The following is a 22,954-nucleotide window of genomic DNA, read 5'->3' on the forward strand; positions in this document are numbered from 1 at the left end:
CTCGGGGCCTGCCGGGAAGGGGAACGGCGGCGTGCGGAACCCCACCTGGTCCTGGGGACCAGCCCTTGGTGCGGCCGGTACAGGGACCGTCCCCACCCCCTCCAGTGCTGGTCTGAGGGTTTGCGTCCCAGTCCCGGACTCGTGCTCGCCGCCCTGCTCGTGCTGATCGCGACGCAGGTGACCCGCCTCGTCGTCCCCGGGCGCGGCCCGTATCCGTGGACGCTGCTGCTCTCCGCCGCCGGGCTGATCGGCGGCGAGATCGTGGCCGGCTCCGGCTACCTCGCGACCCCGGCGATCGGTGTCGTCCATCCGATCGCCGACGCGGTGGTGATCGCCCTCCTCCAGGCGGGCGGCGCCTACGTCACCGCACCCGAGAATCCGGCCGGCCGGTCGCGACGGTAGTGTGCCGACCCGGGGTCGGAGCCAGGTCGCCCGTATAATCGGGCGGTTCCGGGCTCTGCAGCCCGATGCCCAGGAGGTCGGTTTCCATGCCTTCGCGCACCGTGGTCTATGGCGTCGGCGCCGCCACCGGCATCCTCGTCGGGGTGGTGATCGCCCAGCTGAACCGGACCACGAGCCGAGAGCGCCTGCAGCGCCTCCTGGGGCGCGGTCCGGCCGACGCCGCGGTGCCCACCCACATCGTGCTCCCCGACCTCGAGCCGGTCCCCGCGGGTGAGCTCGCCGGCGATGCCCTCCCCGACGGTCGCGGCGCCGAGCGCACGCCGGTCACCCCCACCTAGAGGCGCGGTGGTGGTTTGGCCCCTCGGCACCCCGGGTATCTCGTGAGCAGGATGAGCGTCGCGAACACCTCCGAGCTGCGCATCCCGGCCGACCCGAGCTACATCGTCGTCGCCAAGCGGGCGGTCGCCGGCTTCGGATGCGTCGCCGGCTTCGGTGTCGAGGCCATCGACGACCTGGTCATCGCCGTCGCCCAGGCCTGCCAGAACGCGATCGCGGTCGCCGACCGCACCGCCGACCGCGGGCGCGGCCAGATCCGCCTCAGCTTCAAGCTGGAGGACCGGCGGCTCGAGGTCCAGGTCCGCAGCATCTGCGGCCGTGAGGGCGACCCCGACGCCCCCTGCGGCGCCGACCCCGGCGCCCGCCTCGCCGTCGAACCCGTGGCCGCCGAGCACCACGACCTCGCCATGCGGGTGATGGGCCTCTTCGTCGACGACTGCCGCTACCGCGTCGACGAGCGCACCGGCGGCCTCCGCGTCCGGCTCACCAAGTACCGCCTCGGCTGATCCGGTGCCGCCGGGGTCGCACCCTCGGGGTGCGATGGGCCGTCACCACCGTCAGTGACCGTAAGGATTTCCGGGTCCCGTCGGGAGCACTTTCGGGGCATTGACACTGATGGGGGAGGTCGGGGACATTGCGAGGCGCGCGCCCTGTGGGATCGCGCGAGAGAGGGGCCGAGCGGCGGGACGCAGCCGGTCCGGAGGACGGGGATGGGTCCTGCACCCGCGCACGTCGTCGCCCGCCGTTCGGCGGGTCCCGGGGCTGACCCTTTGAGGCTGCTCGAGCGCGAGGCGGTCGCGGAGACCGCTGCCGCACTGCTCCGCCGGGCCGCCGCCCGGAATGGGGGCGCGCTGTTCGTCCAGGCCGACGCCGGGCTCGGCAAGACCGCGGTGCTGGGGCATGTCGCCGATCTTGCCCGTCCCGGATTCACCGTCGGACATGGTCGCGGCGACAGCATGGAGAGGTGGATCCCATTCGGGCTGTTCGGTCAGATCGCAGACGGGTTGGGGGCGAACGGTCTGTTCGACCCTCCGGCTCGCCCGGCGAGCGCTGCGGAGGCACGGGCGGCGTGCTTCTACGCCGTGCTCCGCCGGCTCGAAGCGGTCCGGGGCCCGGTTCTCCTCGCCCTCGACGACGTGCACTGGGCCGACCCCGAGTCGTGTGCCCTCCTGGCCTTCATCTGCCGGCGGCTCGGGTCCACCCGGGTGGCGCTGGTCGCCGCCCTGCGGCAGTGGCCCGGGGAGGCGGCGGCGGCCTGTCGCCGGCTCGCTCACGAGGGTCACGCGGAGATCGCGACCCTGCCTCCGCTGAGCCCGGACGCCGCGGGTGAGCTGCTGACCCGGCGGCTCGGCCGCGCCCTCCCCGCAGCCGTCCTGCGGCGGGTGTGCACCGCCTGCGCGGGCAACCCCCTCCTGCTCGAGCAGGCCGGCGAGGCGCTGCGCTGCGGCGAGCTCGGTGGTGACCTCGTCCTCGAGCGACCGGTGCTGCCCAGCGGATCGCTGGTGCTGTCGCGATTCGCCGAGCTGCCCGCCCCGGCGCTCCGCTTCCTGCAGGCGGCGAGCATCCTCGGCGGGCGCTTCCATCCGGGCGTGGCCGGCGAGGTGGCCTCACTCCGCGAGGAGGTCGGCGAGGGTGCCCTCCGGGCACTCGCGTGCAGCGGGCTGGTCCGCGAGGCCGGCGGGGTCTGCGAGTTCGTCCATCCCGCGTTCCACGAGACCGTGTATGCGGATCTGTCCGCGTCCGCGCGAACCCGGCTCCACGCTCGCGCGGTCACCGTCCTGAGCGGTCGGGGCGCCGACCGGGAGGCCGCCGAGCACGCCGTCCTCGGCGGGCCGACCGACGACCCCGACGTGCTCGCGACCCTGTCGCGGGTCGGTCTCGCGGCCCTGGAGGCGGGCGCGCTGCCCGCGGCCGAGCGCTATCTCGCCACCGCCGTCGAGCTGGCGGGGGCGGGTGCCGGTCCCGACACCCTCCTGGCGCTCGGTGACGTCCGCCTCGAGCAGGGTCGCGTCTCCCTCGCCGCGGTGTCGTTCCAGGCGGCGCTCGCCGCTGCGGGGGACGACCGCCGGGTCGCCGCCCGGGCGCTCCACCGGCTGGGGCGGGCGCACGCCGTGCGCGGCCGGCTGGGCGACGCGGTGCTGAGCTGCCGCGAGGGCGCCGTCCTCATGCTCCGCGAGGACCCTGCCGCCGCGGTCGCCGTGCTCCTCGAGCAGGCGTACGCGACGGCGCGTCTGAGCGGCCCGGCGGAGGCGCTGGCGCTCGTCGACCACGCCGGTCCGCTGCTCGGCGGGTCCGCCCCCGACCCCGGCGGTGGCCTCGAGGCGGTGACCGGCTACCTGCGGGTGCTGCTCGGCGATCCCCACGGCCTGGCGGCGCTCCACCGGGCGGCCGCCGCGATCGAGGCCGGCGAGCCCGCTCCCGACCGCCTCTGGGCCCGCGAGCTGCTCCACTCCTACGCGGTGTGCTCGCTGCTCCTCGAGCGCTTCGGCCACGCCGAGCGCATCCTCGGGCTCGCCCTGGCGATGGCGGAGCGCGACGGGGCGTCCCACGTCCGGCCCCGGACCGCCGTCCTGCTCGCGGAGCTGTGCCTGCGGCAGGGGCGGCTCGCCGAGGCGCTGTCCTGGGCGGAGCACGCGGCGATCCCGGCCGGCGACGACCCGGCGACCACTCCCCACTCCCAGACCGTGCTCGCCGCCGTCCTCCTCCGCCACGGCGACCTCCGCGGCTGCCAGGAGCGCTGCGATCTCGCCCCGGGTGACGCCGACACCCGCGGGCCGTGGTCGGCCCAGCTTCAGCTGTGGCACGTCCGCGGCCAGCTGCTGCTCGCCAGGGACCACCTGCCCGCGGCCGCGCGGACCTACACCCAGCTGGCGGAGCGCTGCCGGGAGCTGAGGATCGGTGAGCCGTGCACCGTCCTGTGGCAGCGCAGCGCGGTCACCGCGTTTCTCGGCTGTGGGCTGGAGGCGGAGGCTGCGCAGGTGCTCAGGGATGTCGACGACGGCGCCGCCAGCGTGCCCTGCAGCTGGCCGCGGATCGCCGCCGCGGGCATCCGGGCGGCGATCGCCGAGCGGCGCGGGGACCGGGAGCAGGCGGAGGCGAGCCACCGCGCCGCCGCGGGCCACGCCGCCGAGGTTCTGCCCCTCGAGCACATCCAGAGCCTGCTCGACCTCGGCCGGTTCCTCCGCCGCGCCGGCCGGCTGGTGGAGGCTCGCGTGGTGCTCGCCGAGGCCCACCTGCGCGCCGAGAGCGCGGGCGACGCCCTCCTCGCCACCGGGGCCCACGCCGAGCTTCGCGTCGCAGGCGGCCGCAGACACCGTTCGGAGGCCGAGCGCCAGCGTCTCACCGTCCAGGAGGACAGGGTGGCCCGGCTGGCGGCGGCGGGGTGCAGCAACCAGGTCATCGCGGGCCGGCTGTCCGTCGCCGTCAGCACCGTCAAGACCCACCTGGAGCGCGTGTACGCGAAGCTCGACGTCCAGTCCCGGCACCAGCTCGCCGGCGTGGTGCCCCGCTTCGATCGTCCCGCCAATCCTGTCCGGTAAACTCACCGCCCCGCGCGCGCCGTGCGCTCGCAGCGCGCTCGACAGGGGGTGGCGGCGGCTCGCCACAGCGGAGCGCCGGAGGGCGAGGCCGGTGGGGCCGGATCACGGAGGGGGGGACGCCCGCACGATGGAGGGCGTCTTCGTTCTGCGTCTGCGCCAGGACGCCGCCGGCCGCCCCATCGGCACCATCACCGCCTCCGCCCAGGGCAGCCAGCCGCTCGGCTTCTCGGGCTGGATCGACCTGATGTGCGCCCTCGACACCCTGCTGTCGGAGGTGGCACCGGGCGAGGCCGGCTCCGGTGAGCTCGCCTCCTCCGGCTAAATCTCCTCCCCGCGACGGACGCTGCCCGGTCCGGCGGGGGGCATGCTGCGGAGGCTCCTGGTGGCCGCCACGCCTCGCACGACGACCGGTGCCCTGCCGCAGCTCCATGATCAGCCACCGCGCCCCCCAACCCGCCCCCGGCTCCGAGACGGGCGCCCGCTCGGCCGATCGGAGCGTGGTGGTCCCCGCCAAGGTCCGCGTCCCCCCGCCGGCAGGGATGGCGCGCGAGCGGCTGGCGGGCCTCCTGGAGCCGGCATGGAGCCACCGCCTCACCCTGGTGGTCGGCCCCGCCGGCTGCGGGAAGACCACCCTGCTCACCCAGTTCGCGACGGCCTGCTCGGTGCCGGTGCTCTGGTATCGCGCGGAGTGCTCGGACGGGGACGCGGGCGCTCTCCTCGCCCATCTCGAGGCCGCCGCCCGGGTCGCCCTCCCGATCGCGGACGCACCATGGCGGAGCCTCGGCGACGCCGCTCACAGCCTCGAGGGCGCCGTCTCGGACCGGCTCCTGCTGGTGCTCGACGACCTCCACACCCTGCACGGCACCGACGCCGAGCGGGCCATCGAGCAGCTGCTGCACTACCTTCCCGACGCCATCGCGGTGCTCGCGGGCTCGCGCCGGCCCCCCGCGATCAACCTGTCGCGACTGCGGGTGGCGGGCATGCTCATGGAACTCGGTCCCGACGCTCTGCGCTTCCGCCTCTGGGAGGTGGAGCGTCTCTTTCGCGAGTATTACGCCGACCCGCTGTCCCCCGAGGAGCTCGCCGAGCTGGCCCGCCGGACCGACGGCTGGCCCGCGGTGCTGCATCTCTTCCACCTGGCCACGCGTGGCTGCACGCGGGTCGAGCGGCGGAGGAGGATCGCGGTGCTGGGCACCCGCAACCCGCTGGTCCGCGAGTACCTGGTGCACAACGTGCTCGCCGACCTCTCCACCGAGGCGAGGGAGTTCCTGCTGCGCAGCGCCCTTCTCGGGCGGATGAGCGGGGCGGTCTGCGACGCCCTCCTCGACCGGCAGGGCAGCGACCGGGTGCTCGCCGATCTCGAGCGGCTCCAGCTGGTCAGCCCGCAGGGCGAGGACGACGGCTGGTACCGCTGCCACGAGGTGCTCCGCTCACACCTGGCGACGGTTCTGGAGGAGGAGGAGGGGGAGGCCTGGGTCCGTGAGGAGCGGCGCCGGGCCGGTTCGGTCCTCGAGTCGGCGGGCGCCGACGGCGACGCGCTCGCCGCCTACTGCGCCGCCGAGGACTGGACCGCCGCGGGCCGGCTGCTCGGCCTGCGTCGGGAGGCGGTGGTGAGCGACCCCGGGTGGTGGGTCGACCACCTCCCCGACGCCATCCTCGACGAGGACCCGTGGGTGATGCTCGCCGCCGCCCGCCGCCACCGGTCCGCCGGCCGTGCACGCACCGCGGTCGCGCTCTACCGGCGCGCCGAGGCGGCATTCGGCACCGCCTCGCCCTCGGACACGTGCCGCCGCGAACGCGCCGGGCTGACGGCGTGGATCGACCCTCACCCCGCGCCCGCCGGCGGCGTGCCGGAGCTGCTGCGCGCGGCCACCCTGACCGGGCATCGCACTCCGCGCGGCGAGCGGGGTGGCCCGGAGGCGGAGCTGATCGCCGGGGTTGCCGCCCTCCTCGCCGGCGAGTGCGCGATCGCGACCGAGCGCCTCGGCGCCGTGCTCGGCGGCGTCGAGGGCTCGCGCGGCCTGCACGCCTGCGTCCGGCTCGGCCACGCGATCGCGGCCGCCCTGTCCGGTGACGCCGCCGCCGCAACCCTGCTCGACACCGCCACCGAGGCCGCCGAGCGGGAGGGATTCGGCTGGCTCGCGGGCCTCGCCCGGGCCGCCACCGCACCGCTCCGTGAGGCGCCGCTGGAGGCCCGCCAGGGCTCCGGTGAGGACGAGGACGCCGGCTGGGGCGATGGCCTGCGCGCGCTCCTCCGCGGCTGGGCCGAGGCCGGCAGGGGGGAGGGCGACGCCGAGGATCTCGAGCGGGCGCGGCGCCGGTTCGACGCGCTGCAGGCGCCGGTGCTGGCCTGCTGGGCGGGGGCGCTCGAGGTGCTCGTCCGGGCCCGGCGGCGGCCCCATGGCGCCCGTGCCGCGGCGATCCGGATCGAGCGGGCGGCGCGGCGGCTCGGGGTTCCGGGTGCCCGCTGCCTGGCGCTTCTCGCCCTCGCCGAGCTGGGGGAGGGCGGCCATCGCGAGGTCGCCACGGCGCTGGCGCGCAGCTGCGGCCTGGCCCTGCCCGAGGCGCCGCCGGTGCCCGCTCCGGACCGTGCCGCCGACTCCGCCGGTCCTCCGGTCGCGCCCCGGTGCCGGGTGCGCATCAGCTGTCTCGGTGGCCTGGTGGTCTCGGTGGGGGGACGTCCCGTCGATCTCGCCACGCTCCGTCCCAAGGTGCGCTCCCTGCTCCGGATCCTCGCCCTGCACCGGGGCCGCGCCGTCCACCGGGAGGTCCTCGTCGAGGCGCTCTGGCCGGAGGCCGACGCCGACACCGGGACCCGCAACCTCCAGGTGGCGATCTCCAGCCTTCGACAGGTGCTCGACCGCGGCTGGCGGGCCCAGTCGGTGGTCCGCGAGGGCGGGGCCTACCGCCTCTGGGTTGGGCCGGACGACAGTGTCGACCTGCTCGCCTTCGAGGCCGCGCAGGCCGCCGCAGGGGCCGCGCACGGCCGTGGCGACGCGGACGCGGTCCGCTCAGCGTGCCTGCAGATGCTGGCTCTCTACCAGGGGGAGCTGCTCCCCGAGGAGGGCCCGGCCGAGTGGGTCGTCGCCGACCGCGAGCACCGGCGCACCGCGGCCGCCGACGCCGCGCTGATGCTCGCCGCCGTGCATGCGGACTGGCACGAGTGGCCGGATGCCACCCGGGCCTGCGAGCGCGCGCTGAGCATCGACCGCGACTGCGACCGCGCCTGGCGGCTGCTCATCAGCCTCCACGAGCGCGCCGGCGGGGTGGCCGAGGCGGCCCGTGCCCGGCGCCGCTACGCCCTGCTGCTCGCCGAGGTCGAGGTCCAGTCGTGAGGGGGTCACCAGACCAGGAGGACGTAGCCCGGGGTGCCCGGCCCCCCGTTCGAGCCCAGGCCGGCGCCGGCGCCGGTGCCCCCGACGCTGCCCGGCGCATCGATGCTGCCGCGGGTGGTCCCGCCGCCGGCGCCGCCTGCCGCGCAGGGCGCCCCCGGCGTGCCCGGAGTGCCCGGGGCGCCGGCCGCTCCCGGGCGCGCGATCCCGCCGCTGGCGGTGGCGTCACCGCCGCCGCCGCCGACCCCGGGCGCGGGGGCGCTGCCGTCGCTGGGCGCCGTGCCCCCGGCGGCGCCCCCGGCGACGACCAGGCCCTGGGAGTTGGGCCCCACCGACTCGACCGTCGCACCACCCGGCCCGGTGGCGATCGCGGTCACCGGGCCGACCAGGCCGGAGAGCCCGCCGGGGCCGCCCCCCTGGCCGCCCGTGCCTCCCCTGCCCCCCTGGCCGACGAGGACCCGGTAGGCGGTGCCGGGGGCGACACCCGCGATGCCACGGACGTAGCCACCGCCGCCGCCGCCGCCGGCGCCGCCGCAGGTCTCGGTGCCGACTCCGAACACGTTGAAGAACTGCTGCGACGGCTGCAGCCCGCCGCCGCCACCGCCGCCACCGCCCCAGGCCTCGACGAGCACGTGGGTGACCCCCGGCGGTGGGGTGAAGACGAACTGGGCGGAGCCATCCTGGCCACCACCCTTCCAGGTGAATTCCTGAAAGCCGTTGAAGCCGCCGATCCCACTCGGGCCGGTCAGTCCGCGGGGACCCTGGGGGCCCGGACGTCCCGCCGTCCCGGGGAACCCGGCCGGGCCGGGCGGACCCTGCGGGCCGGGCGCGCCGGCGCCGGGGGGGCCGGGGGGACCGGTCTGGCCGATCTGGTTCCAGGAGAGGGAGGTCTGTCCCTCCGAGCAGGTCGCGCCGGGGAGCACGATCACGTGCAGGGCGCCGGAGGTGTCGATGCAGCCGTGGATGATCCCGGTGAGGTCGGGCACGGTCGTCCCGCTGGCCCGGCCGACCACCGCCCCTCCGGCGGCCGACATCGCCACCGCCAGCACGATCGCCAGCCGGCGCGAGCGGACCAGCCTCAGGGGATCAGCCCACCACCTCGTCTGCATGTCACGTCCTCCGCGCAGGGTCGGGAGCGCCGCTGCGCCAGCCGGGTCTGCCTGCGGGCATCCTCGGGACCGCGCCGCGGCGCGTCGAGGGACGATGGGGCAGGCTTTGGGGCAGGGCTGGGTGCGCCCGCTCAGCGCGACGGCCGGCGGCGGCGCGTGGTTCCGGCCGCCGGAGGCGCCTTCGGGCCCGGCCGGTGGAGCGCGGCGTCCCCGGGGGTTGCGGTCGACCGCTCGGGCTCCGCATCCGGCCTCCCCACCGCCAGCACCGCGACCCGGGCGGGCGGCGACGCGGGGGTGCGGACGTCGGCGCGCAGGGGCGCGGTGATCACGAGGTCGAGCGCCGGGCGGCGGCCGCGGTGGTCGGCGAGGGTCTCGCCGGCGGCGGGCAGGGCGACGCTGACCGGCAGGGGCAGCCCCAGCTCGCCGAGTGAGCCGGTGAGCAACTCGGCGGGCAGGCTGTCGTGCGCGATCAGCCGGCGGAGCACGGCGGAGAGCAGCCGGTGCTCCTGCTCCGCGCCCTCCGCCCAGGCGGTGATCCGGTAGCGGAGGCGGTACCAGCGCGGGGCCGGCCGGCGCCAGCGGATCAGCCCGTCCTCGTCCACCTCGTCCCAGGTGCTGCTGCTGCGCAGCGCCGGATCCTCGGCGATGCCGGCGAGGGCGACGACGACGGCGGCACCACCCCCGCGCTCCGCGCCGGCGACGGGGAGGTCGAAGCCGACCCTCGTGCGGTCGCCGGGAAGATCGGCCAGCAGCCGCCGGAGCGCCTCGTCGACCTCGTCGATCATCCCGGTCAGGGTCGGTGATCGCCCCGCGGGTGACCGTCCGCATCGGGGCACCCCTCGGGGCCATCCTCGCTGCACCTTCGGGCGGCGCTCGGTGCCTGAGCGACGGTCCGATCGGTCATGGGCGCGAGCCGGACGGGTTGCGATCCTCCGGGAACACGTCATCGGAGGGAATCCCCTCCCGAACAGTGGAGTGCCGCCCCATGCCGACCTACCTGTCCCCGGGCGTCTACGTGCAGGAGGTGTCGTCGGGCTCCAAACCCATCGAGGGGGTCGGCACCGCCGTGGCCGCGTTCGTCGGCCTCGCCGAGCGGGGAGCGTCCAACACACCGACGCTGGTCACCAACTGGACCCAGTTCACCCAGGAGTTCGGCGAGTTCATCGAGGGGTCGTACCTCGCCCACGCCGTCTACGGCTACTTCCTCAACGGCGGCGGCGGCGCGTACGTCGTGCGGATCGGGGCCGACGGCGCGGCGCCGGAACCGGCGCCGGTGGCCCGCGGCGAGCTGGCCGCCTCGGGCGACGGCGGCCGGCCCGCCTACCGGATCGTCGCCGCCGAACCCGGGCCGCCCGGCGACGAGATCTCCGTCGAGGTCGCCGACGCCTCCCAGCCCGACGAGGATGCCTTCAAGCTGGTGGTGAGCAGGGGTGGCAAGGTCGAGGAGACCTTCGACAACGTCACCGTCAAGCGCGGACCCCAGAACGTGGTCACCGCCACCAAGCAGCGCTCCAAGCTGGTCCGCCTCGAGGAGGTGGGAACCGGCGCGGCGCTCTCCGCCCCGGTCCGCGGCAGGGTCGCTCTCAGCGGCGGCGGCACCGCGCTGTCGCTCCGTCTCAACGCCGACGACTACCTCGGCGACGTCGCCGACCGCACCGGCTTCGGCGGGCTGGAGGCGGTCGACGAGGTCACCATGCTGTGCGTCCCCGACCTGATGTCCGCCTACCAGCAGGGGCAGATCGACCTCGAGGCGGTGCAGGCGGTGCAGCTCGGGATGATCGCCCACTGCGAGCTGATGGGCGACCGCGTCGCCATCCTCGACGCCCCGCCGGGACTCAATGCGCAGCAGGTCAAGGAGTGGCGCGTCGAGAAGGCCGGCTACGACTCCAAGTACGCGTCCATGTACTGGCCCTGGGTCAAGATCTTCGATCCGCTCCAGGGGCGTGCGGTGTTCATGCCGCCGGGGGGGCACGTCGCCGGGGTGTGGGCGCGCAGCGACGACAGCCGCGGGGTGCACAAGGCGCCGGCCAACGAGGTGATCCGCGGCGCCATCGCTCTCGAGCTGCAGCTCACCAAGGCCGAGCACGACCAGCTCAACCCGGTCGGGGTCAACTGCATCCGTGCCTTCCCCGGTCGCGGCATCCGCGTCTGGGGCGCGCGCACGCTGTCGAGCGACCCGGAGTGGCGCTATCTCAACGTCCGGCGGCTCTTCAACTTCATCGAGGAGTCGATCCTCGAGGGCACCCAGTGGGTGGTCTTCGAGCCCAACGACCACCGGCTCTGGGACTCGGTGCGGCGCACCGTCAACGCCTTCCTGCGCCGGGTCTGGCGTGAGGGCGCGCTCTTCGGCACCACCGCCGAGGAGGCCTTCTACGTGAAGTGCGACGCCGAGAACAACACCCAGGACAGCATCGACGCCGGGCAGCTGATCATCGACATCGGCATCGCGCCGGTCAAGCCGGCGGAGTTCGTCGTGTTCCGCATCGCCCAGTTCGCGGGCGGTGCGGCACTCAGTGAGTAGCGAGGGCCCGTTGCACCATGCCTCCTCCCGGCGGAAACCAGGGCGCCACCATTGCCAACAAGTTCGCGGTGCGGATCGACAACATCGAGACCTTCTTCAGCGAGCTGTCGGGGATCACCAGCGAGGTCGAGAGCGTCGACTTCTACTTCAACAGCCCGGCCGGAGGGACTGCCGGCGGCAACATCGCCCGGCTGCCCGGGAAGTACAAGCCCGCGACCATCACCCTCAAGCGCGGCAGCGACACGACCCTGGTGCTGTGGGCCTGGCACCAGGCGCTGCGTGACGGAAAGATGAAGGAGGCCAGCAAGAACGGCTCGCTGCTCATCTACGGCCACGACGGCGACGCGCCCGTCTCGACGTATCACTTCGAGGACGCGTGGTGCAACAAGCTCACCCTGAGCGGGGTGAAGGCGGGCGGCTCCGAGGTGCTGACCGAGGAGTGCACCATCGTCTGCGGCCACCTGCGGCGCGACACGTGACCGTGGCCGCCGCCGCGGAGGCGACCACCGGCCTGCACACCGAGTTCGGCTTCGTGCTGCCGCGCGGCTACGTCGACGAGGAGGGTCGCATCCACCGCGAGGGACGGATGCGGCTGGCGACGGCGCGCGACGAGATCTCGACCCAGGTCGACCTGCGGGTGCGCCAGAACCCGGCGTACCTCACCGTGCTGCTGCTGGCCCGAACGGTCACCCGCCTGGGGAGCCTGGTGGAGGTCGACGCCTCGGTGGTCGAGAACCTCTTCGCCTCCGACCTCGCCTTCCTCCAGGACCTCTACCGGCGACTCAACCAGGAGGGCACCACCGAGACCGTGGTCGCCTGCCCCGGCTGCTCCCACCGCTTCACCGTCGACCTCACCGGTGACGGCCCGGGGGGGCGATGACGTACGCGATCGACGGTCTGCTCGAGGAGGTCGCGTACGTCGCCTACTACCTGCACTGGTCGATGGAGACTCTGCTCGACCTCGAGCACCCCCTGCGCAAGCGCCTCATCGAGCACGTCGACCGCATCGACGACCAGGCGAGGGGGCGGCGGTGGGGCTGACCTCCTGGTGGAGCGGGCGCCGCGGCCGCGGCCGGGTGCGGCCGCCCGCCGCGCTCCCCGCCCTCGCGTCGGAGGACGCGGGCTGGCGCTCGCTCCCGCCGCTGGGCGCGGAGCTGCGCACCCCCGCGCCCCTCAGCTCGACCGAGGACTTCGCCGCGGCCATCCTCGCGCGTCACCGCGGGCTGCTGCGACCCGGCGTCACGGTGGCGCGCCGGGAGCCGGCGCCGGTTCGCGGCGTCATCGAGATGCTGCCGCCACCACCGCCCCCGCCGGCTGCCGAGCCGGTCGCCCGGTGGCCGGTGGGGGAGGAGCCCGGGCCCGACGTGGCGCCGCGCGGATGGGTCGAGGCGGCGCCGTCGCGTCCCCCGGCGGTGCCCGACCTCCGGGGGGAGGCCGGGCCCGCCGACCCGGCCGCACCGCCCCGGCCGGCCGCCCCGGTGGCCGAACCCCTGCCGGCTGCGCCGCGCGGGGTCCTCCTGCCCGTGGAGGCGCCGGTCGAGCCCCCGGCGGTGGTCGGGTCGACCTCCGCGCCGGTGGCGCCGCCCTCCCGGACCGCCACCGTGCCGGTGGTCGAGGTGGGGGAGGGGCAGGAGCCGGCGGAGGAGGCATCCCCACCCCCGCCCGAGCGCCGGCCCAGCCTCGGCCAGACCCGGCGACGACTGGGGACGGTGGTGGCGCGGCCGCGGACGCCCGGCAGCGACGCCGGCGAGCCCCCGCCCCCGCCGCCGTCCACGGAACCGGCCTGGGAGCAGACCGGTGGGCCCGCCGCCGCCTCGCCACCGGCTCGCGGCGGACCCGCGGAATCGCCGCTCGCTCAGCGGGACCCCGCCGCCGCGCCGCGGGCAGCGCCCGCGGCGCCGCCGAGGCGTCCGGACAGATCGGTGGCCCCCGACGCGCCCGACCCCCTCGGGGTTCCTGCCGAGCCGCCGGCTGCGCTCCAGCCGCCCGCGTCCGGGCCGCGCCCGGCTGCGGTTCGGACGTCACCGGTCGCTCCCGACGCGACGCCGGCCACGCCGGTGCCGCCGCCGGCCCCACCCGAGCCATCGCCGCAGCCCGACGCGGTCGACGGGGTCACCCGGCCGGGGCCGCCTCCACCGGTGCCGGCCGGCCCCGCCCGGCCCGACGTGGTGCCGGCACCGGCGCCGCCTCCCCGGCCTGCGCTCATCCGACCTCGCGACGGCGAGCCGCCGCGACCGCCCCGTGGCGCGCGGCCGCCGCGGACCAGCCCCGCCGCTCCCGCACCCGCCGCTGCCGAGGTCGCGCCACCACCACCGCCGCCGCTCCCGATCGTGCCTCCCGGCGCGGCCGTGCCCGAGGCTCCGGTGGGGCGCAGGCTGCCGCCCGGCGCACCCGAGATCCGCCGCATGCCGGCGGTCCACCCGGTTCCCGGGCAGCTCGTCGAGCCCGGCGCCGGGGCCACGCCCCCGACCCCACCGTCGCGGCCGGCGGTCGCCGCCCGGGTCACGCCCGGGCCCCACCAGGTGCGACCCGCTCCGACCGCCTCACCGGCTCGGGCCTCCGACGCCGCGACCGCGCTGCCGACCTCGCCCGGACCTCCCGCCCCGGGGTGGCGCGCCGCGCGCCTGCCGTCACCGCCGGCGGCGACCGGGGGATCGCCGGTCGCCATGGCCGCCGCCGAGCCGGTCCCCGCGGCGCTCCGGCGTGCGGTGCTCGAGACCCACGGTCTCGACCTCGGGCCGATGCCGATCCGGCGCGACCAGGAGGCCGACCACCTCACCGCCCTCCACGGCGCCCGCGCCCTCACCCGCGGCGGCGAGGTGTTCCTCCCCGCCGATCAGGGGCCCCTGGACCGCCCGCCCGCGGCGGGGCTGCTCGCCCACGAGCTCACCCACGTGGTCCAGCAGCGCCGCCTCGGCGACCACGTCCCCCCGGAGGACTCCCCGGCAGGACGCGCGCTCGAGGCGGAGGCGCGCACCGCCGGCCACCTCTGGGCGGAGCGGGACGAGCTGCCCGCGCCCGGTCAGGACGGCCCCCCACCGCCTCTCCCGACCGCAGCACCGGCGGTGGTGGTGGTCCCCGACGCCGATGGGTTCCTCGCTGCTCTCGCCGCCGCGGGGATCTCCGTCGAGCACGAGCAGACGGCGCCCGCGCCGCCCCCGGCGGCGATGGCGGTCGCTCCACCGCCGATGCCCCCACCGCCCAGCGCTCCGGTGCAGCGCCTCAACGACGGGAGCAGCCCGCCCGAGCCCCCCTCGAGCACCGAGTCGACGGTGACCGACGAGACCCCGGACGTGAGCACGACACCCTCCCCGCCATCCACGACGGATCCGGTCGGCGACGTCGAGCGCGACGGCGCGACGACGCCCAGCGCGCCCGAGCAACCGGCGCCGGTTGCGGCCCCCAGCCTCGATCTCGACCTCCTCGCGCACCAGCTGTACGGCCGCATCCGCACCCGTCTGCGCAGCGAGCTGCTCATCGACCGTGAGCGGTCCGGAATGCTGGCGGACCGCTGATGTACGACGTCGTCTTCGGCATGGCCCTGCATTTCGAGGTGGACATCGACGGCGTCGACCTGGGCACCTGGTCGAAGGTCGAGGGACTCACCGTGGAGTTCGGCGTGCTCAGCCATTCCACCGGCAACGACGACCACGTCACCCTGACCCCGGGCCGCACCAGCTATCAGAGCATCACCCTCACCCGGCCGGTGACGCCCGCGTCGAAGGCGGTCACGAGCTGGCTGACCCTGCAGAAGCGCAAGCCGTTCAAGGGAACCGGCGTGATCGTGCTCATGGATGCGGCGCGCCTTCCGGTGATGACCTGGGAGCTTGCGGGCGTGCTGCCGCTCAAGTGGTCCGGGCCCAACCTCGACGTCTCCACCAGCGGGGTCGCGATGGAGACGCTGGTCCTGGCGCACGAGGGGTTCCTGTACTGATGGCGATGCCGACCCAGATCAAGAGCCTGAAGAACCTGCTCTCGACCGACCTGCACGGGACCATGCGCTTCGAGGTGAAGGGCGTCGGTCACGACCTCGGCGAGTGGTCGCACTGCACCGGCCTGTCGGTTCGCTTCGACAACAAGCTGACCGCGGACGCCGAGTACAACGGCACCAGGGTGCGCCCGGGACAGCCGAGCTACGGCGACGTGAAGCTGAAGCGGGCGCTGAGCCACAGCGGCGCGCAGGCGGTGCAGACATGGCTGGAGGAGCTGGTCAGGAAGCCGGACCGCGCCGGCGTCGACGTGGAGATCAGGCTCGTCGACTCCTGGGGCAAGACCGTCGTCGAGTGGAAGCTCTACAACGTCGTCCCCAAGAGTTGGAGCGGTCCCGATCTCGATGGCAGCCCCTCCTCGAAGCAGGTGGCGATCGAGACCCTCGAGCTGAGCCACGACGGTTTCCTGGCGCACCACAAGGACCGGCCCATCGGGGGTCGATTCGAGATCCACATCGACGGGGAGACCCTGGGCTACTGGACCCAGTGCGACGGATTGGGGATCAGGTTCGACAACAAGCAGGTCGTCGCCAGCGACAGCCAGGGCCAGCACGTCGAAACGGTGCCCGGGAAGCCGTCGTACGGGGAGCTCAAGCTCAGGCGGTCGATGGACGGCGCGGGCTCGAAGAAGGTCCGCGACTGGCTGCTCAAGCACCTCAGGGAGCCCAGGAAGGACGGGTGCATCGCCAAGGTCACCCTCTTCGACACCTGGGACGAGGAGCTCGGAGAGTGGTCCTTCGAGGGAGTGATCCCCAGGAGCTGGAGCGGTCCCAGCCTCGACGCCGCCACCAAGCAGGTTGCCGTGGAGACGCTGGAGCTCAGCCACAGTGGATTCCACAACACCACCGCGAAGGCCGGTGGCGCCGTCACCGTCCGGCTGGGCGACAAGGACCTGGGCACCTGGACGAAGGTGAGCGGGCTCCAGGTCGAGTTCCCGACATCTCCGCGGAGCATCAACGGGAACACCAACACCCAGAACGTCGTCTCCGGCCCGGCGAAATGGAGCACTCTGAAGCTGTCGCGGCCGCTCGACGTCAGGAACGTGGACAAGGTGATGTCGTGGCTGAGCACCACCGCAGACAGCCGCAAGACCACCGCCACGGTCACGCTGCATGACCACTGGGGAAAGGAGGGCCCGACCTGGCACTTCGAGGAGGTCAGCCCCACGAAGTGGACCGGTCCGAACCTCGACGCGGGGAGATCGGATCTGCTCGAGGAGAGCCTCGACCTGGTGCACGGCGGCTTCAGCATCAGGGCCCCGGGGTCCGGTGGGAGTCCCGGGGGCACCGGGACCACGCCCACGGTCGTCTCCGGCAACGACGGCGGCAAGACCAAGAAGCATGCCGACGGAAAGCCCCTGGAACACCAGAAGGCCACCCTCGGCGTGGACGAGAAGAACACGGTGAAATTCAAGTCCGCCGACCCGAGTTCACTGACCATCACCCGGGCGGCGCGCTACCTCACGGTGCCGCACGCGGTCGGATCGACGCCGCTGGGCCACAGCCGCAACGAATACCGGGGAAGCGGGGCCGCGACCCTCAGCATGGACGTCGAGCTGCACAGCCCCGCCGAATCGGGAGACGCCAGCGTCGACCACCAGTGCACGCTGCTCCAGAGCTGGATGGTTCCGACCAGCACCGGCAGGCCCCCGGCCCTGCTCACCTTCACATGGTGCTCGGTCACCTTCAAGGGCTATCTGCGCGACCTCGCCATCGCCGTCACCCAGTTCGGCAGCGACACCAAGCCATCGATCGCGCGGGTGTCACTCACGCTGCAGGAGGAGCTGGAGCTGCCCAAGTTCACCAACCCCACGTCGGGGGGACCGCCGGGCCACCGCGTCCACGTGCTCGCCGAGGGCGACACCCTCCACTCGGTCGCCTTCCGAGAGTACGGGGAGGCCTCGGCCTGGCGCGGGCTCGCCGCCGCCAACGGCATCGACGATCCGCTGCGGGTGGCGCCGGGCACCCGGCTGCAGCTCCCCCCGGCGGTGTGAGGGGGATGTCCGAATGGCCGATGGCGACTTCACCAGCTGGCCCGACATCACGATCGGCGGCGGCGCGCTCGGCGAGGCCCTGCACTGCCAGCTCGCCGGGGTGGTGGTCGACCTCCACATGCACCTCCCCGACATGGTCGTGCTCCGCTTCCACGAGGACGCCGACGCGCTGAAGAAGGGCGGCCTGCACATCGGCGCCACGGTGAGCGTCACCGCACGCGGGCTGGGCGAGACGTCGTCGAGCGAGCTGATCACCGCCGAGATCACCGCCATCGAGGCCGAGTACACCGAGCTGGTCTCGGAGACGGTGGTGCGCGGCTACGACCGCTCGCACCGCCTCCAGCACGGGAGGCGCACCCAGACCTTCAAGCAGGAGAAGATCTCCGACGTCGTCCGCAGCATGGCGGCGAAGGCGGGCCTCGCGGTCGGGACCATCGACGACACCGGCGGCGCGCTCACCGTGGTCTCGCAGCACAACCTCTCCGACTGGGAGTTCCTCCGTGCCCACGCTCGCGAGCTGGGGTTCGAGGTCTCGGTCGCCGAGGGGAAGCTGAACTTCCGGCGCCCCACCAGGGCCTCGACTGCACCGGGCGCGGGGAACGCGCACTCCGGCAACCCACGCCAGCTGGCCTTCGGCAGCGATCTGATTCAGTTCCGTCCGCGCATCTCCGGCGCCCAGCAGGTCAAGCGGGTGCAGGTCCGCGCCTGGGATCCGGCGCGCAAGGAGGTGATGATCGGCTCCGCCCCGGTCGGGGCCGACCACGCGCAGCTCTCGACCACGCCCGCAGGGCTGGCGGGCACCTTCGAGGGCGACACCCACCTCGTCCACGACCGTCCGCTCAGCAGCCAGACCGAGGTGGACCGGGTCGCGGGCGCGATCGCCGAGCAGATCGGCACCGCCTTCGTCGAGGCGCAGGGGGTGTCGCTCGGCCATCCGGAGCTGCAGGCGGGGGTGTCCGTGCACGTCTCCGGCGTCGCCGAGCAGTTCGCCGGGCGCTACACCCTCACCCAGGCGCGGCACGTCTTCGACGAGGACGGCTACCGCACCCACTTCGCCGTCAGCGGGCGCCAGGAGCGCTCGCTGCTCGGCCTCACCTCGATCGGCGCGTCCAACGGCCACGCCTCGGGCGGCGGTCCGCCGATCAGCGGCACGGTGATCGCCACCGTCAGCCAGAACGCCGACCCCGACAGCCTGGGGCGGGTGAAGCTGAGGTTCCCGTGGCTGTCGGAGACCTACGAGTCCGACTGGTCCCGTGTCGTGCAGGTCGGCGCCGGTCCCGACAGCGGGGTCATGTTCCTCCCCGAGGTGGGCGACGAGGTGCTCTGCGCCTTCGAGTTCGGCGACATGCGCCGCCCCTACGTCATCGGCGGCCTGCACAACGGCAAGGACAAGCCCCGCCTCGGCGACGGGCTCGTCGACGCCGGCAAGGTGACCCGCCGGGGCGTCGTCTCACGCTCCGGGCACCGGGTCGTCCTCTTCGACGGCCAGAAGTCGGGGATCGCGCTGATCTCCGCCGACGGCAAGCTGCGGATCAGCCTCAACCAGACCAGGGGCGAGATCCACATCACCGGCGACGGGCCGATGACCATCGACGCCGGCAAGGGCGCGGTGACCGTCAGGAGCCAGGGGGACGTCACCGTCCAGGCGGGCGGCAACCTCAGCCTCAAGGGCCAGGCGGGGGTGAAGATCGAGAGCGACGCCGTCGTCGAGATCAGCGGCAAGCTGATCAAGCTCAACTAGGAGGGGGGATGGGGGCACCTGCGGTGGTGATGAACGATCGGGTGATGGGGCAGTGTCCGAACCACCTCATCCCCAACCCCGCCACCGGGGCGCCGCAGCCGGCGCCGCCGATGCCCTTCTCGGCGCCGCTGCTGCTGGGGCTGTGCACCACCGTGCTCATCAAGAGCAAGCCGGCGGCGGTGGTGCAGTCGAGCGGGCTGAACACCCCGCCCCACGTCGGGCTCCATCCCAGTGACCCGTTCACGGTGCCGGCGCAGCAGCAGGCGCGCATCGTCAGCGGCAGCACCACCGTGCTGATCGGCGGAAGGCCGGCGGCGAACGCCCAGTCGCAGTGCACCTGCTGCACCGTGCCCGGTCGCATCACACCGACGGTCCAGGACGTGCTCATCGGATGAGGTGGCGCTCATGAACGACGACTTCATCGGCTCGGGATGGGCCTTTCCGCTCTGCACCGACGCGAGGGGCGGAATCGCCCTGGTGGCGCGCGAGCGCGAGCTGGAGAAGTGCATGCGGCTGATCCTGTCCACCGCACCCGGTGAGCGGCCGATGCGCCCGGACTTCGGCTGCGCCATCCACGAGCGCGTCTTCGACGTCGCCGACTCGAGCATCGCCGGCGCCATCGCCGCCGACGTCGAGGCGGCCCTGCTGCGCTGGGAGCCGCGCGTGGTCGTCCAGGACGTGGAGGTGATCATCGATCGCGACGTTCCCGGCCTCGTCCACATCGACATCCGGTACACGGCGAAGTCGACCAACGATCCCCGCAACCTCGTCTTCCCCTTCTACAGCATCCCCGGGGAGGGCGGGGAATGACCCTCCCCGTCCCCGACCTCGACGACCGCCGCTTCCAGGACCTTGTCGACGACGCCAAGCGGCTGGTGCAGCAGCGCTGCCCGGAGTGGACCGACCACAACGTCTCCGATCCCGGGGTGACCCTGATCGAGACCTTCGCGTGGATGACCGACCAGCTCGTCTACCGGCTGAACCGGGTGCCCGACCGGCTCTACGTCAAGTTCCTCGAGCTGATCGGGGTGCACCTGCTGCCGCCCACCGCGGCGCGGGCGCCGGTGACCTTCTGGCTGTCGGCGCCGCCCGAGGCGGTGATGACCGTCCCCGCCGAGACCCGGGTGTCGACGGTGCGCACCGACGTGGACGACGCCGTCGTCTTCTCGACCGCGGACGACCTCGCCATCGTGGCCTGTGCCGCCCGGCGCGTGGCAGTGGCGGCGGCGGGGGAGGAGCGTCACCGGGACATGACCGACGCCCTGGACCGGGGCACCGGCTTCACCTGCTTCTCCTCCGTGCCCCAGCCCGGCGACGCGCTGATCATCGGGCTCGACGAGGCGGTGCCGCGCTGCGCGATCCGGCTCCGGCTGCGCTGCACCATCGAGGGCATCGGCGTCGACCCCACCGACCCGCCGCTCGCCTGGGAGGCGTGGGACGGCGAGGCCTGGGGGAGCTGCGAGGTCGACAGCGACGGCACCGGCGGGATCAACCGCGACGGCGACGTCGTGCTCCACGTCCCCGCCGGCCACGCGATCGCGATCATCGGAGCCGAGCGGGGTGGCTGGCTTCGCGCCCGGGTCACCGAGGCCGAGGAGGGTCAGCGGGCCTACACCGCGTCGCCGGTGATCCACGGCGTGGAGGCCGTCACCCTCGGGGGCACCGTCGAGGCGGTGCACGCCGACACCCGCACCCACGAGACGCTCGGCATCTCCGAGGGGGTGGCGGGCCAGCGCTTCGGCCTCGCCCACCGCCCGCTGCTGGGTGGCGCCGACGCCGCGGTGCTCGAGTCGGGGTCCGACCAGGGTTGGCAGGAGTGGCGCGCGGTCGACGACTTCGCCGCCAGCGGCCCCCGCGATCGCCACTTCGTCCTCGACGCGGTGATGGGGGAGGTGTCGCTCGGGCCGGTGGTGCGGGAGGCCGACGGCCTGCTCCACCACCACGGCGCCGTCCCGGAGAAGGGGGTGCCGCTGCGGCTGCGGTCCTACCGCACCGGGGGCGGCCGCCTCGGCAACGTCTCCCGCGGCGCCGTCACCGTGCTCAAGTCCTCGCTGCCGTACATCGCCCGGGTGGAGAACCGCGTCCCCGCCCAGGGAGGGGTCGACGCCGAGGACATCGAGAACGCCAAGCGGCGGGGTCCGATGATGCTGCGCACCCGCAACCGTGCGGTCACCGCCGAGGACTTCGAGGAGCTCACCCGTGAGGCCGCCCCCGAGCTGGCTCGGGCCCGCTGCGTACCCGCCGGCGAGGGTGTCGACGCCGGCTCGGTGCGGGTGCTGGTCATCCCCACGGTGGCCGACGACCGGGGACGGCTGCGCTTCGAGCGGCTGATCCCCGGGCAGGCGACGCTGGAGGCGATCGTCCGCCGGCTCGACGAGTGCCGGCTGGTGGGCACCCGGGTGATCGTCGAGCCCCCCCTCTACCGCGGCGTCACCGTGGTGGCCCGGCTGCGAGCGCGCCCCCGTGCCAACCTGGGACGGCTCGAGATGGCGGCGCTCGACGCCGTGTACGCGTACCTCAACCCCATCGGCGGGGGCCCGGAGGGCCGCGGCTGGCCCTTCGGCCGCCCGGTGCAGATGGGGGAGATCTTCGCCGTGCTCCAGGCGGTTCCCGGGGTCGACATGATCGGGGACGTGCGCCTCTTCGGCGCCGATCCGATCACCGGCCATCGCGGGCCGGCGACCCAGGTTCTCGACGTGGAGCCGCACGCGACGGTGTTCTCCTTCGAGCACCAGGTGCTGGTGGAGGCGCCCTGATGCGCGGCACCGTCCCCCGGCTCGAGAGCCCGCATCCGCTGGGCGCGTGCCTGCCCGGAACCCTCCAGGAGGACCGCTTCGCCCAGGCGCTCACCGCCGGCCTCGACGAGCTGCTGGCGCCGCTGCTGGCCACCCTCGACAACCTCGGCGCCTACATCGACCCGCGGCTCGCGCCGGAGGACTTCCTGCAGTGGCTGGCCGGCTGGCTGGGCGCCGCGGTCGACGAGACCTGGCCGCTCGAACGGCGCCGCCGCCTGGTCGCCGGCGCGGTCGACCTCTACCGCCGGCGCGGCACGGTGGCGGGGCTCGCCACCCACATCGAGGTCACCACGGGCGGGGCGGTGGAGATCGCGGAGAGCGGCGGTGCGACCTGGTCCCAGGTCAGCGGCGGCGCGCTCCCCGGCGAGCCCGTGCCCCGGCTGGCGGTGCGGGTCGCGGTCGAGGACCCGTCCTCGCTCAGCCGCGACGACCTCGACGCGCTGGTGGCCGCGGCGAAGCCGGCCCACGTCATCCACCACGTCGAGGTGGTCGCTCGGTGATCGTGTGCCGGAAGTGCGGCGCCCAGAACGGCGACGCCGACAACTTCTGCGGGTCGTGTGCCGCCTTCCTGGAGTGGAGCGGCGAGCGGGTGGTGGCCAGGACGCCCCCGCCCCCACCGCCGCTCGACCTCGAGCCCGAGCCCCAGCCCGGCGGAAGGAAGCGGATCGACTCGATGAAGGCCTTCATCTTCCACTCGACGGAGCGCGAGGGGATGCCTCCGCCGCCGGCCGGAGCGGCGCCTCCGGGCACTCCGGGACCCCCGGGCGCTCTGCGCCCGCCGGGCGCGCCGGGACCACCCGGTGCACTCCGCCCGCCGGGCGCGCCTCCGCCTCCCCCGGGAGCGGGTCCGCCCCCGCGTCCGCCGGGGGCGCCGCCGCCTCCCCCGGCGCCCCGTCCCCCGGCCGCGGGCGCACCGCCGCCGCCACCGCCGCCGCCGCCCCCGCCCCCGGTGCCGCGTCCCCCGGGGGCGGCGCCTCCACCTCCGCCTCCGCCGCCGGTGCCGCGTCCCCCGGCGGCGGCGGCGCCTCCGCCTCCGCCTCCGCCGGCCCCGCCGCTGCCGCCGGCTCCGCCGCTGCCGCCGCCGCAGCCCCGCCCGCCGGCGGCGGGCGCGCCGCCGCCGCCGCCAGCGCGCCTGCCCACGACGCCGCGTCCCCCCGCGGCCGGCGCGCCTCCGGCGTCGCCGCCGCCGCCGCCCCC

Annotated in this window: 21 protein-coding genes; 19 read left to right on the forward strand and 2 right to left on the reverse strand. The window is 74.9% G+C overall.

What is annotated here, in order from left to right; all coding sequences use genetic code 11:
• Nucleotides 1–120 precede the first annotated feature (120 nt).
• The 6 genes from VGL20_21615 to VGL20_21640 all read left to right on the forward strand — a co-directional run bounded on the left by VGL20_21615 (nt 121) and on the right by VGL20_21640 (nt 7,612).
• The gene (locus tag VGL20_21615) at nt 121–402 is read left to right on the forward strand and encodes a hypothetical protein (GenBank protein ID HEY2706289.1); all 282 of its coding nucleotides are present in this window, start codon (nt 121–123) and stop codon (nt 400–402) included.
• A gap of 86 nt (nt 403–488) precedes the next feature.
• The gene (locus tag VGL20_21620) at nt 489–740 is read left to right on the forward strand and encodes a hypothetical protein (GenBank protein HEY2706290.1); all 252 of its coding nucleotides are present in this window, start codon (nt 489–491) and stop codon (nt 738–740) included.
• 51 nt (nt 741–791) lie between these two features.
• Nucleotides 792–1,244, forward strand: a complete 453-nt coding sequence (locus tag VGL20_21625) for an ATP-binding protein (GenBank protein ID HEY2706291.1) — start codon at nt 792–794, stop codon at nt 1,242–1,244.
• Between the two features lie 264 nt (nt 1,245–1,508).
• On the forward strand, nt 1,509–4,277 hold the full coding sequence (locus VGL20_21630) for an AAA family ATPase (protein HEY2706292.1): 2,769 nt from the start codon (nt 1,509–1,511) through the stop codon (nt 4,275–4,277).
• Nucleotides 4,278–4,404: 127 nt separating this feature from the next.
• The gene (locus VGL20_21635) at nt 4,405–4,599 is read left to right on the forward strand and encodes a hypothetical protein (protein ID HEY2706293.1); all 195 of its coding nucleotides are present in this window, start codon (nt 4,405–4,407) and stop codon (nt 4,597–4,599) included.
• A gap of 175 nt (nt 4,600–4,774) precedes the next feature.
• Nucleotides 4,775–7,612 carry a winged helix-turn-helix domain-containing protein gene (locus VGL20_21640; GenBank protein HEY2706294.1) on the forward strand — a complete coding sequence of 946 codons (2,838 nt, stop codon included), beginning with the start codon at nt 4,775–4,777 and terminating at the stop codon, nt 7,610–7,612.
• A 5-nt stretch (nt 7,613–7,617) separates the two neighbouring features.
• On the opposite strand, the gene VGL20_21645 is transcribed toward VGL20_21640, so the two are convergent.
• Together VGL20_21645 and VGL20_21650 are read right to left on the reverse strand one after the other, a co-directional pair.
• A complete protein-coding gene (locus tag VGL20_21645) occupies nt 7,618–8,718 on the reverse strand; it encodes a hypothetical protein (protein HEY2706295.1) in 1,101 nt (366 codons plus the stop codon).
• Nucleotides 8,719–8,849: 131 nt separating this feature from the next.
• Nucleotides 8,850–9,503 carry a Pvc16 family protein gene (locus tag VGL20_21650; GenBank protein ID HEY2706296.1) on the reverse strand — a complete coding sequence of 218 codons (654 nt, stop codon included), beginning with the start codon at nt 9,501–9,503 and terminating at the stop codon, nt 8,850–8,852.
• A 200-nt stretch (nt 9,504–9,703) separates the two neighbouring features.
• Here VGL20_21650 and VGL20_21655 point away from each other — a divergent pair, with 200 nt between their 5' ends.
• From VGL20_21655 to VGL20_21715, 13 genes are all read left to right on the forward strand, one after another.
• Complete coding sequence (locus tag VGL20_21655; GenBank protein ID HEY2706297.1) at nt 9,704–11,239, forward strand: phage tail sheath family protein; 1,536 nt, start codon at nt 9,704–9,706, stop codon at nt 11,237–11,239.
• Nucleotides 11,240–11,256: 17 nt separating this feature from the next.
• Nucleotides 11,257–11,718, forward strand: coding sequence for a phage tail protein (locus VGL20_21660; GenBank protein HEY2706298.1), 462 nt, complete (start codon nt 11,257–11,259; stop codon nt 11,716–11,718).
• The gene (locus VGL20_21665) at nt 11,715–12,119 is read left to right on the forward strand and encodes a phage tail assembly protein (protein ID HEY2706299.1); all 405 of its coding nucleotides are present in this window, start codon (nt 11,715–11,717) and stop codon (nt 12,117–12,119) included. Before VGL20_21660 ends, VGL20_21665 begins: the two co-directional genes overlap by 4 nt.
• Nucleotides 12,116–12,280 carry a DUF6760 family protein gene (locus VGL20_21670; GenBank protein ID HEY2706300.1) on the forward strand — a complete coding sequence of 55 codons (165 nt, stop codon included), beginning with the start codon at nt 12,116–12,118 and terminating at the stop codon, nt 12,278–12,280. Before VGL20_21665 ends, VGL20_21670 begins: the two co-directional genes overlap by 4 nt.
• The gene (locus VGL20_21675; GenBank protein ID HEY2706301.1) at nt 12,271–14,754 is read left to right on the forward strand and encodes a DUF4157 domain-containing protein; all 2,484 of its coding nucleotides are present in this window, start codon (nt 12,271–12,273) and stop codon (nt 14,752–14,754) included. Before VGL20_21670 ends, VGL20_21675 begins: the two co-directional genes overlap by 10 nt.
• Nucleotides 14,754–15,173 (forward strand): phage tail protein, encoded by a 420-nt coding sequence (locus VGL20_21680; protein ID HEY2706302.1) that lies wholly within the window; start codon nt 14,754–14,756, stop codon nt 15,171–15,173. Before VGL20_21675 ends, VGL20_21680 begins: the two co-directional genes overlap by 1 nt.
• Nucleotides 15,173–17,221, forward strand: coding sequence for a phage tail protein (locus VGL20_21685; protein ID HEY2706303.1), 2,049 nt, complete (start codon nt 15,173–15,175; stop codon nt 17,219–17,221). Before VGL20_21680 ends, VGL20_21685 begins: the two co-directional genes overlap by 1 nt.
• Before the next feature lie 13 nt (nt 17,222–17,234).
• Nucleotides 17,235–18,962: a VgrG-related protein gene (locus VGL20_21690; protein HEY2706304.1), complete on the forward strand. Its 1,728-nt coding sequence runs from the start codon at nt 17,235–17,237 to the stop codon at nt 18,960–18,962.
• A gap of 8 nt (nt 18,963–18,970) precedes the next feature.
• A complete protein-coding gene (locus VGL20_21695; protein HEY2706305.1) occupies nt 18,971–19,357 on the forward strand; it encodes a PAAR domain-containing protein in 387 nt (128 codons plus the stop codon).
• A gap of 10 nt (nt 19,358–19,367) precedes the next feature.
• Complete coding sequence (locus tag VGL20_21700; GenBank protein ID HEY2706306.1) at nt 19,368–19,772, forward strand: GPW/gp25 family protein; 405 nt, start codon at nt 19,368–19,370, stop codon at nt 19,770–19,772.
• Nucleotides 19,769–21,718: a putative baseplate assembly protein gene (locus VGL20_21705; protein HEY2706307.1), complete on the forward strand. Its 1,950-nt coding sequence runs from the start codon at nt 19,769–19,771 to the stop codon at nt 21,716–21,718. Before VGL20_21700 ends, VGL20_21705 begins: the two co-directional genes overlap by 4 nt.
• Nucleotides 21,718–22,257 (forward strand): phage tail protein, encoded by a 540-nt coding sequence (locus tag VGL20_21710; protein ID HEY2706308.1) that lies wholly within the window; start codon nt 21,718–21,720, stop codon nt 22,255–22,257. The genes VGL20_21705 and VGL20_21710 overlap by 1 nt, the downstream gene beginning before the upstream one ends.
• A partial coding sequence (locus VGL20_21715) for a hypothetical protein (GenBank protein HEY2706309.1) occupies nt 22,254–22,954 on the forward strand: 701 nt, incomplete at its 3' end. The genes VGL20_21710 and VGL20_21715, both read left to right, overlap by 4 nt.

It is taken from the genome of Candidatus Dormiibacterota bacterium (assembly GCA_036495095.1).
Taxonomy (GTDB): Bacteria; Chloroflexota; Dormibacteria; order Aeolococcales; family Aeolococcaceae; genus CF-96.

Coding starts and splice junctions, on each gene's coding strand:
- VGL20_21660 (HEY2706298.1), top strand. CDS start 11,257: ATGCCTCCTCCCGGCGGAAACCAGGGCGCCACCATTGCCAACAAGTTC.
- VGL20_21625 (HEY2706291.1), top strand. CDS start 792: ATGAGCGTCGCGAACACCTCCGAGCTGCGCATCCCGGCCGACCCGAGC.
- VGL20_21705 (HEY2706307.1), top strand. CDS start 19,769: ATGACCCTCCCCGTCCCCGACCTCGACGACCGCCGCTTCCAGGACCTT.
- VGL20_21650 (HEY2706296.1), bottom strand. CDS start 9,503: ATGATCGACGAGGTCGACGAGGCGCTCCGGCGGCTGCTGGCCGATCTT.
- VGL20_21690 (HEY2706304.1), top strand. CDS start 17,235: ATGGCCGATGGCGACTTCACCAGCTGGCCCGACATCACGATCGGCGGC.
- VGL20_21635 (HEY2706293.1), top strand. CDS start 4,405: ATGGAGGGCGTCTTCGTTCTGCGTCTGCGCCAGGACGCCGCCGGCCGC.
- VGL20_21685 (HEY2706303.1), top strand. CDS start 15,173: ATGGCGATGCCGACCCAGATCAAGAGCCTGAAGAACCTGCTCTCGACC.
- VGL20_21680 (HEY2706302.1), top strand. CDS start 14,754: ATGTACGACGTCGTCTTCGGCATGGCCCTGCATTTCGAGGTGGACATC.
- VGL20_21710 (HEY2706308.1), top strand. CDS start 21,718: ATGCGCGGCACCGTCCCCCGGCTCGAGAGCCCGCATCCGCTGGGCGCG.
- VGL20_21655 (HEY2706297.1), top strand. CDS start 9,704: ATGCCGACCTACCTGTCCCCGGGCGTCTACGTGCAGGAGGTGTCGTCG.
- VGL20_21645 (HEY2706295.1), bottom strand. CDS start 8,718: ATGCAGACGAGGTGGTGGGCTGATCCCCTGAGGCTGGTCCGCTCGCGC.
- VGL20_21620 (HEY2706290.1), top strand. CDS start 489: ATGCCTTCGCGCACCGTGGTCTATGGCGTCGGCGCCGCCACCGGCATC.
- VGL20_21700 (HEY2706306.1), top strand. CDS start 19,368: ATGAACGACGACTTCATCGGCTCGGGATGGGCCTTTCCGCTCTGCACC.
- VGL20_21670 (HEY2706300.1), top strand. CDS start 12,116: ATGACGTACGCGATCGACGGTCTGCTCGAGGAGGTCGCGTACGTCGCC.
- VGL20_21695 (HEY2706305.1), top strand. CDS start 18,971: ATGGGGGCACCTGCGGTGGTGATGAACGATCGGGTGATGGGGCAGTGT.